The organism is Brevibacterium sp. XM4083, from assembly GCF_006489205.2.
In the GTDB taxonomy this organism is placed as follows: domain Bacteria; phylum Actinomycetota; class Actinomycetes; order Actinomycetales; family Brevibacteriaceae; genus Brevibacterium.
The window spans coordinates 187672-203018 of the sequence record NZ_VFYR02000003.1; the positions used below are offsets into that span (position 1 = coordinate 187672).

Sequence of the window (15347 nt, forward strand, 5' to 3'; positions counted from 1 at the left end):
CGAAGCCACGCCGGGTCGCCTGACCAGGTGGGCTGTGATGATGTGCCGCGACAGCGGCTGATGTGTCCGACCTCGGTGAGGTCGGTGGGTTACTGGGCGCGGTCGATGATGATGTCGCCGAACTTCGTATGGGCGTGGACTTCGACGGGCAGTTCGTCGCCGAGCGGTCCGGAGTCGGTGTCGAGGTCGGTGCGCACGACTCCGTTCTTCGAATCCGCGTCGATCCACACCGGCGCACCGGCGGCGACGCCGACTTCGATCGTGCCGAACGACGATTCGAGGTCGAGGCGGCCGCTGCCGGCTCGTCGCACCCGCACGGAGCCGTGCCCCGAGGCGGCCCTGACCTCGCCGTCGACATCGTCGAGGCTGATGGTGCCGGTCGCGGTGGCGAGCTCTCCCGTGCCGGCGAACTCGCCGATACGGATCGACCCGTGGGCCGACTTGATGTGAGTCTCCCCGCCGATCCGTCCGAGCTGGGCATCTCCGGAGGAGAGTCGGACATCGACGCCCTCGGTCACCTCGTCGACTGCGAGGCTTCCGGCGCTGACTTTCGCCGTGAGTGACACCATGGTGTCACCTGTGACGTCGCCGGCGGAGGCCTTCACGCTCACGGCGCCCACGTGGTTGCGCAGCCGGACGGATCCCGCGCCGATCGCCACGTCGAGGTCGGTCCCGGTGGGGACCTCGAGTCGGACGTCGGCCGAGCCCTTGCCGCCGAGGAGGAGTCGCTTCTCCCCGGCGATGTCGAGAGTGCCGTCGCCCTCGGTCACGGAGATCCGCTCGGCGGCCTCCTGGTCGACGGCGCGGTCGGGGTTCGTCGGTTCGATCGTGACGTCGACGCCGTCGCGCTCGCTCGCGGTGACGAGGAGGGTGGCGGCCGGGATGTCGACGGTGATCGCCGGTCGTGTCATGGTCGTGTACTGAGTCATCGCATCCATCCTGAGATTCTGCTGGTTCGGGTTCGCTCGGCGCCGCGAGCGTCGAGACCTGCGGCGACGGCACGGACGAGCCACGCATTGAGCGAGATGCCCTCGGCTTTGGCCGCCTGCTCCGCGCGGGCCTTGATCGAGTCGGGCAGCCGCAGCGTCGTCCGCGAGGTGCTTGCGTCGTCGAGGTCGACGGGGACATCGGCGCGGATGTGCTCCGCTTCCGGCTGCGTGATCTCCGCATCGCCCTCGTCTCCCCGGAGGGCGGGCAGCCCGTCGACGACGAAGTCGATGTCGCGCCCGCGGAGGCGGACATCGATGACGGCCGGGGCGATCGCCGAGGTCAGTTCCGCACTGGCATCGGTGAGCGCATCGAGGATCGTCACCCGCGCCGCGGGTTCGAGGGCGGTGACGAGTCGCTCGGCGACATCGCGGGTGGTGTCATCGCCGGCTGCGGCCGCGGCGGTGAGCTGGTTCTGGAGCTGCTCGACATGTCGCGTGATGTTCATGCATTCATGATGACACCATTGTGGTGTCATTCGCAAGACCGATGACACCAGAAATTTGTCGGTGCGCAACGACAGTTGTCGCGTAGCATGGCGAAGATGAGCCCCCAACGATCGCAGCTGGCAGACACCCTCCATCGTCTCGACGGCAAGAGCTACGGCAACTACAAGCAGATCACCGGGCAGTACACGTTCGGCCCGGTCACCCTCATCGTCGATCGCGTCCAGGTCGATCCCTTCGCCTCCCCGTCGAAGGTCCGCGTGCGCGTCAGACGTGCCGATGCCGGGTTCCCCGCCGATCTCACGACCGGCCGCCTCGATCGGATCGCCGCCTCCGACTACCTCCTGCGGGTGGGCAATGGTGTCATCCGGCGCGACCACGGGCGGTCGATCAATCTCGGGCGCCCGGGCCAGGAAGTGCTCGAACGGACGAACGTCATCATCGACGATGACGGCTTCGAGGCCCGTCTGCTCGTCAATCTGCCGGCCCGCGGACGGCGCATCCTCGGTCATCAGGCCGCCGACACCGTCACCCGCGACGTCATCGATCTCGCCCGGGCGATGTTCCTCTACGACAACATCGACGGCCAGGCGCTGGCCGACCATGTGCAGCTCCTCCGCGATCAGACTGAGCTGAGGGACCGCCTCGGCGAGGACGGCCTGGTCGGTTTCGTCGGCAACGGGGCGATCCTGCCCCGCCGCTCGGGTGATTCGGATCGGCCCATGGACGCTGCGGCCGCCGTGCCCTTCCGGAGCCCAACAAGTCTCGAGCGCACGTTCGACCTGACGAGCGGACGCCGGGTCACGGGCATGGCGATCCCCCGTGGTGTCACCGTCATCGTCGGCGGCGGCTACCACGGCAAGTCGACGATTCTGCGCGCGCTTGAGCGCGGTGTCTACCCGCACGTCACCGGTGACGGACGGGAATGGGTCATCACCGAGCCGACGGCCACCGCGATCCGGGCCGAGGACGGACGCGCAGTGACCGGTGACGACATCTCACCGTTCATCAACAATCTGCCATCCGGCACGGACACGAGATTCTTCTCGACGACGAACGCCAGCGGATCGACCTCACAGGCGGCGAACCTCGTCGAAGCCGTCGAGGCGAGCGCGCATTCCCTCCTCATCGACGAGGACACCTCGGCGACGAACTTCATGATCCGCGATGAGCGGATGCGCGCGCTCATCCCCGCCGACCGGGAGCCGATCACCCCGTTCGTCGACCGGGTCCGCCCCCTGTTCGGGGAGCGCGGGGTCTCAACTGTGCTCGTCGACCCCGAGCAGACGAACGGCATCGCCGAGTCGCTCGAGTACATGGCGAGGATCTTCGACGGGAAGGTCTCCGTCGTCGAGGCGCTCGCGGAGATCGAGGCGATGCTCGACGCGCAGGGCATCGACGGCCTCACCGGCCACCGGAAGCATCCCGGTCACGTCGCCCGGCCGCGCGCGCAGGAGATGGCCGCCGCCCTCAACCGCTACCGAGGACTCAGCCTCATCCCCGATTGAGACCACAGCCGTTCCAGGATCGGACGCTCGGCGATGCCGGTTCTCTGCGATTCCGCGAGGCGACTGCCCGTCAGCACTGTGCGAGCGGTTGCTCTCAGCGCACGGCTCGGAAGAACTCGCGGATATCCGTCGCCACGTCATCCGGTCGTTCCAGGGCCGCGAAATGGCCGCCTTCGTCGAATCGGGACCAGTGGACGATGTCGGCGTTGTCCCGCTCAGCGAAGACCCTGATCGTTTGGAAATCATCCTTGAACACAGCGACGCCGGTTCGTGCGCTGCTGACCTGAGGTTCCGTCTCGGCTCGGGCATTCTCAAGATAGCTGCGGCTCATCCCCGACGCAGCATTCGCGAACCAATTGACGCTGACCTCGAGGAGAATCTGGTCGAGGGAGACGAGCGAGGTGCCGTTGCCGAAGGAGTTGAAGAGTTCGCTGTAGGCGAGCAGCCCGAGCGGGGAGTCGCTGAGACCCACTGCGACAGTCTGCGGACGCGAGGCGTTCATCGTGTTGTAGCCGCCCACGGACTGGAACCACTTCATGTGCTCGAGACCTGCGTAATCAGCCGGTTCGAGCCGTTCGAACTCCGCCGGATCGCCGGAGGGAAACGAGAACAGCTGCAGCACATGCAGACCGAGGAAGCCTTCCGGGTCGAGCAGACCGAGCTCACGAGCGATCATCGCACCGGTATCCGATCCGTGGATGCCATAGCTCTCATAGCCGAGTTCGCGCATGAGGCGATCGTAGGCGCGCGCGATCTTCGCATTCGTCCACCCCCCAAGGCGCAGGGGCTGTGAGAAGCCGAACCCAGGAGCGTCGGGCACGACGACGTCGAAGGCATCCGCGGCATCTCCGCCGTGCGCAACGGGATCGACGAGGCGGTCGATGAGGTCGAGATAGTCAACAGCTGATCCCGGGTAGGTATGTGCGAGCAGCAGCGGCACGGCATTCTTGTGAGGTGAGCGCACGTGAACGAAGTGAACGGGCTGTCCGTCGATCTCGGCCATGTAGTGCGGGTGCGTATTGAGCCGGGCCTCTGCGGCGCCCCAATCGAACTCCTTCCACGCCGTGAGCGCTGTGTCGAGGTAGCTGTTCGGTGTGCCCGCGTCCCAGTCATCGACCGGCGAGGCCAGCGGCAGGCGGGTGCGGTCGAGCCGCTCGCGCAGATCGGCGACATCAGCCTCGGGCACGGAAATGGTGAATGGACGGATGGACAGGGACTCCTCAGTGCTGTTCATACCTCGACGCTAGATCGCAATTAGGTAGGATCTGTTCCTAATAGGGCAACTTCGTTCCGGAGAGCCGTGGAGGACGATGTGGTCGACCCGACGTCGCGACTGCTGTCACTGCTTGTGATCCTGCAATCCGGTTCGAAGCGCACCGGACGCGAGCTTGCCGAGACTCTGAATGTCTCTGCCCGGACGATCCGGCACGACGTGGACCGGTTGCGCGAACTCGGCTATCCCGTCGATGCGACGCGCGGCTCCGTCGGCGGCTACCGCCTCGGCGTGGGCGGCAGGCTGCCCCCGCTCCTGCTCGATGATGACGAAGCGGTTGCCGTCGCGGTGGGGCTTCGAGCGGCCGTCGGGGTGAGTGGGATCGAGGACGCCGGAGCCCGCGCTCTGATGAAGCTCGATCAGGTGCTTCCGGCACGACTTAGGCCCACTGTCGACGCTCTGCGTTCGACGATCGACCGGGCCCCGGAGAACACGGACACGGATGCTCCCGACCCAGAGGTCGATGCCGCTGTCCTGCGCTCGGTGGCGCGGGCGATCCGCGGCACCGAGCGGCTGACCATCGATTATCAGGGAGACGCGCGAAGCGTCGAACCCTACCGGCTCCTCAGCTGGCGACGACGGTGGCATCTCGTCGCACGCGACCCCGCAACCGGCGAATGGACCACCTTTCGCATGGATCTGGCAACGGTGCGACCACCGGCCGGCCGTCGTTTCACGCCGCAGCCGCTGCCGGGCGGCGACGGCATCGCCTTCGCAATGCACTCGATCGCTGCAAGCGGATGGAAGGTGCGAGCGCGACTTCGTGTTGAGGCATCGGCCGAGGCTGTGCTCGATCGCATCAATCCGACCGTCGGCATCGTCGAGCCGATCGACGACGAGAACTGCCTTCTCCTCACCGGTGCTGACAGCCTCGACACCGTTGCCGCCTATATCGGCATGCTCATGATGGATTTCACCGTCGAATCACCGCCTGAACTCATCCCCCGCCTCGCCACGATCGCTGACCGGTACCGCCGGTCCGTCGATCACTCACCGACCGAACGATTCGAGAACGGTGACCTCCGTGTTCACCGCGAGGTTGACGATCCCACAATCCCCGAATGACGGGCGCTCCCGCAGGTCGGGCAGCGTCTGGCCATGTTCTCCTGTCCCACTCAGCTGTATCCTGAACACATGAAGCGCTATCAGCGATTTGCACACCCCCGGCCGGGAATCGGCCGCGGGGTCGTCGTCGTGCACTGACAGCGCGCGTCTCCGCAGGCACGGTCGGGGGAAGAACTCCACCACCGACCAGCCACTCTCACATCGGAGACTCCTCATGTCACTGGATACCACCACCGACCTCGATTCCGGCTACCGCTATCTCACCCCTGACCAGCTGCACCGAGCCCTGAGCATCCGCGATCTCACGGATGCACGCCAAGGACAGCACGCCATTCAGACGCTGCTCGACGATGTCATTGCCGCACTGAGCTCATCGTGGCGGTCCTCGGTGCGCCGGGTCCGCTCGTCACCCATCGTGCCCGTCCGCGAGAACTACGACCGGTTGGGCTATCTTCTCAACGACGTCACCCGAGCACAGCGCTACACCCGGTACATCAGCTCGACCGTCATGCTCCGCAGCCACACCAGTGCCGCGATTCCCGCTGAATTGGATCGCTATGGGGCGCCGGACGCCGCGGACGTCCACGTCGACGAGCTGCTGGTGGCTCCGGGACTGGTCTATCGACGCGACGTCGTCGATCGCACTCACGTGGGTGAACCGCACCAGGTCGATCTCTGGCGCGTCCGCCGTGCTCGATCGACTGACGACGATGTGCTCGACATGGCACGAACCCTCGTCGAGGCGGTGCTGCCGGGCGCCGGTTGGCGGGTCACCGACGCGATCCACCCGTACACGGTGGGCGGCAAGCAGATCGATGTCCGCCACTCCGGCGAATGGCTCGAATTGGCGGAATGCGGCCGGATCCACCCCGACGTACTCCGGCGATCGGGTCTAGACCCGCGCACTTGGTCAGGTCTTGCTCTCGGGATGGGTCTCGAACGGGCGCTGATGCTGAGGAAGGGAATTCCCGACATCCGGTATCTGCGTGCGAGTGAGCCGAGAATCGCGGCGCAGATGCGCGACCTCGAACCGTGGCAGCACGTTTCCCTCCTCCCACCGGCTCGCCGAGACATCTCGATCGTGGTCAGCGACACGGATGACGAGGAGATACTCGGCGACCGCATCCGCAATGCTCTGGGCGACGATGTCGAGATGATCGAATCCGTCGAGGTCCTCAACAGCACCGCACATGATGATCTGCCAGAGGCCGTCCGCATGCGGTTGAAGACCCGCCCAGGGCAGGCGAATGCTCTGCTGCGCATCATTCTGCGTCCCATCGACCGGACTCTGACATCAGCGGAGGCCAATGCCCTCCGGAACAGGGTCTACCTGGCAGTGCATGAAGGACCGGTCAAGGAGCTCATCTGAGACAGGGCGGCCGCGCTGGATCCGTGCCATCGCGGCCGCCGCGCGCTCACTCTTCGCCCTCACCCGTCGAGCAGCGCGGCAAGTTCCGCTGTCGTCGTCACCGGCAGCGAGCAGACCGTGCCGCGACACACGATCGCCGCCCCTTCGGGCACGGGGATCTCGTCCCCGTCGGGCCCGGGCACACCGGTCGAGTCGGTGAGGAGGGTGACCGCGGGGTGCTTCGCGGCGAGCGTGAGCAGAGCATCGTCGCGACTGGCGACTCGGACCGGGGCGAGGGCGCGTTCGGCCTGCCACAGCGCATGCCCGGCACCGCGCGGCGCCCGACCGGCCAGCGCCCGGTAGACCCCGAGCAGACGATCGCGCACGTCGATCGCCTGACTGCTCGTGAGCGTTGCCTCGGACTGACCGACGGTCGGATCCTCCTCGCCGAGGCGGCCCCGAGCTGGAGTGCCGCCGTCGACTCCCAGCTCGCCGAGGAGCAGCATCGCCTCCGCAGCGGCCGCGCGCCCCGAGGGCGTGGCGTTGTCGACGGGGTCGGATCCGCGCACGCCGAGGATGTCGTCGGCTTCAGCGTCGAAGACCTCGAGGGTCTCGACCGCGTCGCCTCCGCCGCCCGAGGCACCTGCACCGGCCGTCGAAGACGTCCTCCCGGCCCCCGCCTCGGCGTCCCAATTCGTGAACCTCCGCAGCATTTCGGTGCCGAGTTCGGCGAGCCCAGCCGGAGTGAGCAGGGTGTCGTCGAGCGCGACAGCGGTGTCGGCTCGTTTGCCGACGCCCTCGCCAAGCCCCGCATTGCGCAGCTGCAGCACGGCGGCACCGGCGACGATCATCTGCGCCCAGTCCGTCAGACCCGCCGCCCCCGGGCCCGGATCGGCCCCGGTGAAGCTGCGCCGCACCGGCAGGTCGCCAACGCCGGGGATCACGACCTCGGCGGGCTCGGCGTCGATGTCGCCGGACCCGGTGATGAACCGGTTGACCATCGACTCCCAGAAGATCGCCGCGGTGCTCCCCCACGCCGCCGACGCCGCACTCGGATGGGAGTAGAGGGCCGCCTCGGCGAGCGCGGTGATGGCGAGCGCATTCCATTCGGTGATCGTCTTCTCATCCCTGGCCGGCTGGGGCCGCGCATCGAGGAGCGTGCGCAGAGCCGTGACCTGGGCCTGCGTCGCCTCGGTCGCCCACGGGGCGGGGTGCTCGGCGTCGAAGGGCACGTCGGCCATGCCGAGCCAATCGACGATCCGCGGGGCCGCGACGACGAGGCCGGGCAGGTCAGCGCCCGCCGGGGAATCGACGAGCTGGAGCACTCCGGCGCCGCCCACCTCGGCGAATTCGTCTTGCGTGACGACGTAGGCGGCACCCTCTTCGAGCCGCCCGTCGGCGCCGGGCGAATCGGCGTCGAGAGCAGCGACGAACCGATCCCCGGCAGAGAGGTCGGCAATCATGAAATCGGCGGTGTCAGCGAGCTCCCGCTCGGCGAGCGCAAGCCATTTCGAGGCCGGGTCGAGGGCGCGTTCGACCTCGGCCCAGCGCACGACCGCCCGCAGGTAGACGGCGTTGTCGTAGAGCATCTTCTCGAAGTGCGGGACGAACCACTGACGGTCGACGCTGTAGCGGGCGATGCCGCCGCGCACCTGGTCGCGCATGCCGCCGGAGGCGATGTGGGCGAAGGTGCTGCGGGCGGCGATGAGGCAGTCGAGGGTGAGGTCGCCGGTGAGATGGCCGTCCGCGCCGAGGACAGCGATCCCATCGGTCTCCTTCGCCGAGGTGGTTCCACCGTGGCGGACGAACGTCGCGAGCAGCTGCATGAGGTTCATCGACGGCGGGAACTTCGGGGCAGTGCCGAACCCGCCCCACGCCGGATCGTAGGAGTCGAGCAGCGCCGAGGCGGCGGCGTCGAGCTCCTCGGACGTCAAGGTCTCGGCAGCCGCCTCGGCGGGGATCGCATCGGTGACGGCGGTGGCCATGTCGGCCAGGCCGCGATCCATGCGCTGGGACATCTCGGTCACCTCGGCGCGGCGGTCCGTCCACGTCTGGGACACCGCGTCGAGGACCTGCGTGAACGAGGGAACGTTGCCGCGCGGGGACGGCGGGAAGTACGTGCCGGCGTAGAACGGGCTGCCGGTCGGGGTCGCGAAGATCGTCATCGGCCAGCCGCCCTGCCCGCGCATCGCCTGGAGGGCGTTCATGTAATGGGAGTCGATGTCGGGCAGCTCTTCGCGGTCGATCTTGATGGGGAGGAAGCCGGCGTTGATGATCTCGGCGACGGCGGGGTCCTCGAAGGACTCGTGGGCCATGACGTGGCACCAGTGGCAGGTCGAGTAGCCGATCGAGATGAGGAGGGGGATGTCGCGGTCGGCCGCCTCCGCGAGGGACTCCTTCGTCCACATCCGCCAGTCGACGGGATTGTCGGCGTGGGCGCGGAGGTACGGGCTCGTCGATGCGGCAAGTTCGTTGGCCATATCTCCACCCTCTCACTTCGCGCCGGAGACCGCGAGGGGGCGACTTCGAGACTCTCAAGGTCGCATCGCGGCATGCCCTGTCGCTCGGCGCCCAACTCTTCTACACTCTGTAGAAAAGCGCGGCGATGGCGAGCGATTCCGACGTCCCGCCGCCCGCGCCCGAGGGAAGGCAACGCGATGAACGCTGATCCGAACATGGTCCTCGACGCGGACGAAGCTTGGGAGAGCCTGCGCAGCACGACGATCGGCTGCCTCGCCGTCATCGTCGGCGAGGGTGAGGACCTCCACCCGGAGATCTTCCCCGTCAACTACGCTCTCGAGCATTCGTCGATCGTCTTCCGCTCCGGGGAGGGCACGAATATCGACGCGATCCACGACCATCCGCAGGTGGCCTTCGAGGTCGACGGCTTCGACCCCGAGGCCGGGGAGGCGTGGAGCGTCGTCGTCAAGGGCACGGCGAAGCCGATCAACCGCACCGATGAGCTGCTCGACACGATCTCCCTCGACGTCACCCCGTGGCAGGCGGGGAAGAAGAATCGCTTCGTGCGCATCCTCGCCGAGGAGGTCACCGGCCGCCGCTTCCCCGTGACCGAACCCGGGACCTGGGATTCCCCGCTCACGGGCACCCAGCGCGCCCCGCGGGAGTGAGGCGCCCTCGTCTCACGCGACGAATGCCCCCGGTGTCACGCCCAGAGTCCGCCGGAAATGTCTGGTGAGATGTGACTGGTCATGGAACCCCACCGCCGTGGCCACCTCGGTGGGCGTGAGGCCGGCGAGCAGGAGCCGGCGAGCGCGGTCGACCCGGCGCCCGAGGACGTACTGGTGCGGGGCGATGCCGTAGGCGTTCGTGAAGACACGGACGAGGTGACTGCGGTTGGCTCCGAACTCGGAAGCCGCCTCGGCGATGGTGACGGTCTCAGCCAGACGGTCATCGAGCATGTCACGGAGCCGCCGGGCGAGCGGAACGTCGGCGGGCACATCGGCCGGAGACCGCAGACGACCGAGCACGAGGTCACGCAGCGCGAGCACGCCGCATTCGGCGGCGAGCGCATCCGCCGGGTGGCCCAGGGCAGCGTGAATCTCCTCGACGGCGGAGAGGATATCAGCGCCGGTCAGCGTCGGTGAGTCCGCTGCAGCACCGACCGTGTCATCCGGAAGCCAGTCCGACTCCAGGTAGAGGACGCGCTTGCGAAACGGGCGCTCCGGTATCGCCGACCTCCCGTCGTGCGGCACCTGCGGCGGCAACAGGGTGATGGCGGCCGGAGTGGCGAGGTGGTCATGGCGGTCGAGATCATAGGTCACGGCGCCGTCGTCAACGAGCAGAACCGCCCACGAATCGTGGGTGTGCGACGGGTAGGCGTGGTGCTCGAACCGGGCATGGAGGACCTCCTGCACGAGCGGCACCGGCGGGTGCCAAGCGCGGATCACCTCGGCCATGCAACAAATGTACAAGACCGGGACATCGTCGACCGTGGAGTCTGGAGGCATGGACACCACCGATACCCTGCATCCGAGACCGACCGATTCCAGCACCGAGGCGACCGCACCCGAACCGTCGAACGCCTCGGAGACGGCGGTGCGCTTCGATACGAAGGTCATCGTCGTCCTCCGTGACGACCTGCTGCCCTGGCAGGAGCTCAACGTCACGGCGTTCCTCATCTCCGGAGTCGCGACGAGCACGGACGACCTCGTCGGAGACCGCTACCGAGACGCCGACGGCAACGACTATCTGCCCATGCTGCGCCAACCCGTCATGGTCATGACCGCGGACGCTTCACGGCTCGCCTCGATCCGCACCAAGGCCGTCAACCGCGGCATTCCGCTCGCCGTCTACACGGAAGAGCTGTTCGCCACCGGCCATGACGCCGCCAACCGCGCCGCCGTCGCTTCCGTCGCCGCCGTCGACCTCAACCTCGTCGGCGTTGCCCTGCACGGACCGAAGAACGCCGTCGACCGCACGGTCAAGGGCGCCCGCATGCACCCGTGACGTCGCCGCGGCGGCCACTCCGGGATGAGTGAATGCGCCGGTCTCGTCTCGACTCAGCCGGTCCAGTTCGCCAATGTCGGAGGCTCTTTCCAGATCTTGCTCATATCCAGCCTCCGATAATGCTCAAGAACTCGTTCGGCAAAGTCTGGAACCACTGCCTCGGCGTACTTCTCCGGGAAGTTCGGCAGCTCATTGCGGCCATCCCGCTTAGCCTTGAGCACGTGATAACCGAGATTCGTCAGCAGTGCCGCCCGAATACGGTCAGGCATCGATTGGTCGCATAGCACGAGGAACTCGTCGAGGTGATAGAACTCGTAAGTCGTTCGATCCGGATCCGGCACAAGAGCTTGGCGATCCATCGTCACCACATAGTCGACGTTTCCGTGTTCTGCCGCGGCATCAAGGTGGCTGTCGAACGGGTCGGTGTCGCCGGCCTGAGACAACTGTGCTTGCCGATCGACGGGTGCGTTGTGACGCAGCCGCGAGGCGCCGACCACGGCAACGATGATTGCCGATGTGGCACGATGGGTTCATGGACAGCGCACTACAGCCACCGTCGATGTCGATACGCTTCTCTGTCCTCGTCGTCGGTTTCGTCGTCCACCTCGCCGCATGGGTGGGTTTCTCAGCGCTCTTCTTCACCGCTCCGGACTATGGAACCGGTCACCCGCTCTGGGTGGGAATCCCTCTGCTCGTACTCGCTCTGATAGCAGCGGCCGCGGTGGGAGCCATCGCGCGGAGCCAACCGAGCAGCGCTGCCGGCGTCATCGCCGCAGCACTCGTCATCGCTTGGTGTCTCTCCGGAGTCGTGGCACTCGGTCTGCGGCTGGTGCCTTCGGCGGCCCTCGCTGAACCCCTCTCGGAGTTCGTGGGAGCACTCCCGTTTCTCACCATTCTCGCGGCGCCTGCCCTCCTGACACCGGTGACGATTCGCACTCTTCGCACAATGGCCTCGGCTGAGAACTCGGCGGACAGCGGTCGGCGGAAGCCGCACGAGGCAGCCATCACCCTGTTCGGTTCGGCAGCTCTTATCGTTGCAGCGGGCTTTCTCACCTCGCCGGCCGGCACGATCGTCGAGTTCTCGACAGGTACGTGGACGTGGATCCTGTCGCTGCTGGCTGCCGTCGGTGCTGTCGCAGGCATCTTCGCACTTCGACATGCATTCGATGTCCCACGAAAGTCGCTCGGGGACTGGCTTCTCGGAGCCTCAGGCTTCTTCACTCTGATCTTCGCGATGAACACGGTGATCATCGGAGCCCTGCTTCAGATCGGTGCTGAAGAATCACTGGTCGGCGATGGCGCCGCAATCCCCATTGTCGTCATCGGCTACCTTGCTGCGGCGAGCGTCCTCACCGCCACCAGCCTCGCACCGAGGCGGAAGTCGCCGATTCGGCGTCGCCGTGAAGCTCTCATCTGAGTCGTTCCGAACTCGCCAGATCTCCCGTTCGCAGTCCGTTTCCGCCGCCCCTGTCTTTCGCCAAAGCTCTGTTCTCGGCCATGTCAGAACCGCCCGATACATTGCACTCGTGCCTGTCGCGCTTGCTCCTGATGGATCCCGTCTCCGGTACTCGATTCGCCTGGGCGCTTTCCCGTCATTGCCGCCGCTTGTCCTCGTGCAGGGACGAGCGCTCGATCATCACGGGTGGGACTCGGCGCGGAGCGATTTCTCCGAGCGGACCACCATTGTCTTCGATCATCGCGGCACCGGCGACAGCACGTCCGAGTTCCCTCCGCGGTGGTCCACCAGGGATTTTGCTCTTGACGTCATGGCGATACTCGACAACGCCGGGATCGCTCGCGCGCACTTCTACGGCCATTCGATGGGTGGTCGGATCGTCCAGTGGATCGGCGCCGACCATGCCGAGCGAGCGGTATCGATCGTCATCGGCGCCACGAGCGTGGGCGACGAGACGGGACCGCCGCGCCCGGCAGAGGGAGCGAAGGCTTTGGCGACCCTCGATACGAAGACGCTGGCTTCCCTCTTCTACCCTGACTGGTGGATTGCAGAGAACCCACGTGAGGCATGCAAGGTCTTGATCGCTCCGCAATCACCTGAGGCTATGCGCGTTCACAGTGAGGCCTCCGACCTGCGCGATGGGCCGCACCCGGAGTCCATCAGTGTCCCGGCTCTCGTCCTCCAAGGAGCCGATGATCTCCTCGTCGACCCCGGCAATGCCGCGATCTTCGGTAGCAGAGTCCCCGACGTCGAGGTCAGCATCATCCCCGACGCCCGCCACAGCTACTGGGTCGGCCGCCCCGAAGTCCACAAACGCGTCGAAGAGTTCCTGGCCCGGCACGACTAGGCACATACGCCTGGGTCAGATGCCAGCACTAAGCCGCCGGCGCAGGCGGCTCCGACCTACAAGGGCTCGCCCAGCTCGTCTTCCAATTCCATGAGGTCGTGAATGGCACGAGCGCGTTCGGCGCGAAGTGCCTTCCTGAACTCCACAACGTCCGCCCTGCGCAGCCGGGTATGCGTCCCCACCGAATGAGATGGCAGCCGCCCTTCGCGCACATGCTTCATCAGCGTCGGACGAGAAAGTCCCAACATCGACGCCGCCGTTGTGGTCGTGACCACTTCGGGCACCTGGCCAATGGAGATCTCATCACCAGCGGCCACCGCCTGAAGAACGGTTTCGATGAGACCCGCGACCCGGGGATCCAGATCGGACCGGCGGATGGTCCAGCCGGCTCCGGAATCCGCGGCTGTTCTCAGCAGCTCGGACGCAGATTCCGACGTCTCGGAGTCGAACAGCACATGGTGAGAGCGAACAGTCATGATCATTCCTTTCAGATATAAGTGTAGCGCGTTGCTGTTATATCTGAAAGTGCGTTCCTTGCCGGGCTACAGCTCCTCGACGACCTCAACGAGGACGTCAGGCACATTCGTGATGATGCCGTCGGCACCGTTCTCGATCGCCGTCTCCATGTCGGGCACCGCGTCGATCGTCCACACGAGGCTCGACATGCCGAGTTCGTGGATGAGCGTGAGGTACTCGGCGTCGGCGTCGACGTACTCGGGGTTGATCTGATCGACCCACGCGGCGAAGTCGCGCAGCTGCTCGGGAGTCGGACGGCCGAGGAGTCCGACCGGCACCTCGGGGGCGAGCTCGTGGAACTCCCGGACGAAATCCCAGTCGGCAGACTGGACGACGAGCAGCCCCGCGGCAAGCGACCGGTCGAGGTAGTCGGGCACGTTGTCGCAGGCGGCCACGATCGCCTCGGCGATCCCGGGGTAGAGCTCGGGATGCTTGACCTCGAGGAGCAGCCCGGTGCGGGTCGCATGGACGAGGGCGAGCACCTCGGCGAGCGTCGGCACCTGCAGACCGACGAAGGCCTCATGCTTCCAGCTGCCCGCGTCGAGCCGGGCGATCTCGGCGGCGGTCATCTGGGAGACGTGGGTGTCGGCGCGGTCGGGGAAGACCGTGCGCACATCGGTCGTGCGATCGAACGTGATGTCGTGGACGACGACGAGTTCACCGTCGGCGCTCATGTGGACGTCGACCTCGATCATGTCCGCGCCCTGGTCAATGCCGGCGACGAACGCCGGGATCGTGTTCTCCGGCCACCCCAGCGACGCGCCGCGGTGCGCGATGACGAGCGGCGGGACCGGGGTCCTGACGCCGCCTGCGGGAGGATGGGTGAGAACGGTGATCGGCATGGTGGGTACTCCTTATGGGGATGGTCGCCGAGGCGGTGCCGGTGGAGCCGTCAACGTGGTACCTCAAGGGCGATTGCGGATTATCCTAGGCGCTGCGGGCAATGCCTGGGTGTTGTCAGGGTTGCGTTCCGGTGAATCCGGGATCGGAGTCGGCTGATGTTTCGCGGTGCGATCCGGCACCGGCCGCCGCGGCTCGGGACCAGGTGCGGAACGGCAGCAGGGCACAGGAGGGGAACTTGAGGAATACACGACGCGAAATCGTTGCCGTCTTCAATGACAACGGCTGGTCGGTAAGTGCGGATTCTCGCCGCATCACGTTCGTCGGGGACGACCCTCCACAGGTCATCATCTGGCACGTCGATGACAGCGACCTGGCGCACATGCAGGCCGCACGAGGGTCGAGCGCAAAAGGCGCCTACGGCTCGCGGAAATCGAACTTCGGCCTTCTCGTTCATATATCTGAAGCGATCGACACGTTCACCGGCACGCGCGGGGAGATGCGAGGCGACGATCTGACAGTCATCGAGCAGTGATCCCGTCGGAACTCCCGGGAACCTCGGTGCGAACGACGCACGCGCAGAGGTACGTGGGC

Annotated in this window: 16 protein-coding genes; 8 read left to right on the forward strand and 8 right to left on the reverse strand. The window is 66.5% G+C overall.

The window, feature by feature from the left end; translation table 11 throughout:
- Window positions 1-89: 89 nt before the first annotated feature.
- Together FJ887_RS10125 and FJ887_RS10130 are read right to left on the reverse strand one after the other, a co-directional pair.
- Window positions 90-938 carry a DUF4097 family beta strand repeat-containing protein gene (locus FJ887_RS10125; protein ID WP_137826243.1) on the reverse strand — a complete coding sequence of 283 codons (849 nt, stop codon included), beginning with the start codon at window positions 936-938 and terminating at the stop codon, window positions 90-92.
- The gene (locus FJ887_RS10130; protein ID WP_137826242.1) at window positions 926-1435 is read right to left on the reverse strand and encodes a toxin-antitoxin system HicB family antitoxin; all 510 of its coding nucleotides are present in this window, start codon (window positions 1433-1435) and stop codon (window positions 926-928) included. Before FJ887_RS10130 ends, FJ887_RS10125 begins: the two co-directional genes overlap by 13 nt.
- Window positions 1436-1531: 96 nt before the next feature.
- Between FJ887_RS10130 and FJ887_RS10135 the strand changes: the two genes are divergently transcribed.
- Window positions 1532-2941 (forward strand): ABC-ATPase domain-containing protein, encoded by a 1410-nt coding sequence (locus FJ887_RS10135; RefSeq protein ID WP_137826241.1) that lies wholly within the window; start codon window positions 1532-1534, stop codon window positions 2939-2941.
- Window positions 2942-3035: 94 nt separating this feature from the next.
- On the opposite strand, the gene FJ887_RS10140 is transcribed toward FJ887_RS10135, so the two are convergent.
- Window positions 3036-4175, reverse strand: coding sequence for an epoxide hydrolase family protein (locus tag FJ887_RS10140; RefSeq protein ID WP_137826240.1), 1140 nt, complete (start codon window positions 4173-4175; stop codon window positions 3036-3038).
- Between the two features lie 78 nt (window positions 4176-4253).
- Between FJ887_RS10140 and FJ887_RS10145 the strand changes: the two genes are divergently transcribed.
- A complete protein-coding gene (locus FJ887_RS10145; protein ID WP_137826239.1) occupies window positions 4254-5279 on the forward strand; it encodes a helix-turn-helix transcriptional regulator in 1026 nt (341 codons plus the stop codon).
- A 214-nt stretch (window positions 5280-5493) separates the two neighbouring features.
- Complete coding sequence (srmL, locus tag FJ887_RS10150; RefSeq protein ID WP_137826238.1) at window positions 5494-6648, forward strand: PheS-related mystery ligase SrmL; 1155 nt, start codon at window positions 5494-5496, stop codon at window positions 6646-6648.
- 59 nt (window positions 6649-6707) lie between these two features.
- Here srmL and FJ887_RS10155 read toward each other — a convergent pair whose 3' ends face one another.
- Window positions 6708-9107 carry a thioredoxin domain-containing protein gene (locus FJ887_RS10155; RefSeq protein WP_137826237.1) on the reverse strand — a complete coding sequence of 800 codons (2400 nt, stop codon included), beginning with the start codon at window positions 9105-9107 and terminating at the stop codon, window positions 6708-6710.
- Window positions 9108-9284: 177 nt separating this feature from the next.
- Here FJ887_RS10155 and FJ887_RS10160 point away from each other — a divergent pair, with 177 nt between their 5' ends.
- Entirely contained in the window at window positions 9285-9755 is a 471-nt protein-coding gene (locus FJ887_RS10160; protein ID WP_137826236.1) for a pyridoxamine 5'-phosphate oxidase family protein, read from the forward strand.
- Between the two features lie 12 nt (window positions 9756-9767).
- On the opposite strand, the gene FJ887_RS10165 is transcribed toward FJ887_RS10160, so the two are convergent.
- Complete coding sequence (locus FJ887_RS10165) at window positions 9768-10544, reverse strand: helix-turn-helix transcriptional regulator (protein WP_137826235.1); 777 nt, start codon at window positions 10542-10544, stop codon at window positions 9768-9770.
- 49 nt (window positions 10545-10593) lie between these two features.
- On the opposite strand from FJ887_RS10165, the gene FJ887_RS10170 reads away from it, so the two are divergent.
- On the forward strand, window positions 10594-11094 hold the full coding sequence (locus FJ887_RS10170) for a DUF2000 family protein (protein ID WP_137826234.1): 501 nt from the start codon (window positions 10594-10596) through the stop codon (window positions 11092-11094).
- Between the two features lie 53 nt (window positions 11095-11147).
- Here the strand turns inward: FJ887_RS10170 and FJ887_RS10175 are convergent, their stop codons facing one another.
- Entirely contained in the window at window positions 11148-11591 is a 444-nt protein-coding gene (locus FJ887_RS10175; protein WP_137826233.1) for a hypothetical protein, read from the reverse strand.
- A 449-nt stretch (window positions 11592-12040) separates the two neighbouring features.
- Between FJ887_RS10175 and FJ887_RS10180 the strand changes: the two genes are divergently transcribed.
- Together FJ887_RS10180 and FJ887_RS10185 are read left to right on the forward strand one after the other, a co-directional pair.
- Window positions 12041-12511, forward strand: coding sequence for a hypothetical protein (locus tag FJ887_RS10180; protein ID WP_181365641.1), 471 nt, complete (start codon window positions 12041-12043; stop codon window positions 12509-12511).
- A gap of 109 nt (window positions 12512-12620) precedes the next feature.
- Entirely contained in the window at window positions 12621-13397 is a 777-nt protein-coding gene (locus FJ887_RS10185) for an alpha/beta fold hydrolase (protein WP_171007079.1), read from the forward strand.
- A gap of 56 nt (window positions 13398-13453) precedes the next feature.
- On the opposite strand, the gene FJ887_RS10190 is transcribed toward FJ887_RS10185, so the two are convergent.
- Window positions 13454-13873 carry a helix-turn-helix domain-containing protein gene (locus FJ887_RS10190; protein ID WP_249356839.1) on the reverse strand — a complete coding sequence of 140 codons (420 nt, stop codon included), beginning with the start codon at window positions 13871-13873 and terminating at the stop codon, window positions 13454-13456.
- 66 nt (window positions 13874-13939) lie between these two features.
- Window positions 13940-14755: a glycerophosphodiester phosphodiesterase gene (locus FJ887_RS10195; protein WP_137826231.1), complete on the reverse strand. Its 816-nt coding sequence runs from the start codon at window positions 14753-14755 to the stop codon at window positions 13940-13942.
- Between the two features lie 131 nt (window positions 14756-14886).
- On the opposite strand from FJ887_RS10195, the gene FJ887_RS10200 reads away from it, so the two are divergent.
- Window positions 14887-15288, forward strand: coding sequence for a hypothetical protein (locus tag FJ887_RS10200; RefSeq protein ID WP_250786211.1), 402 nt, complete (start codon window positions 14887-14889; stop codon window positions 15286-15288).
- Window positions 15289-15347: the final 59 nt, after the last annotated feature.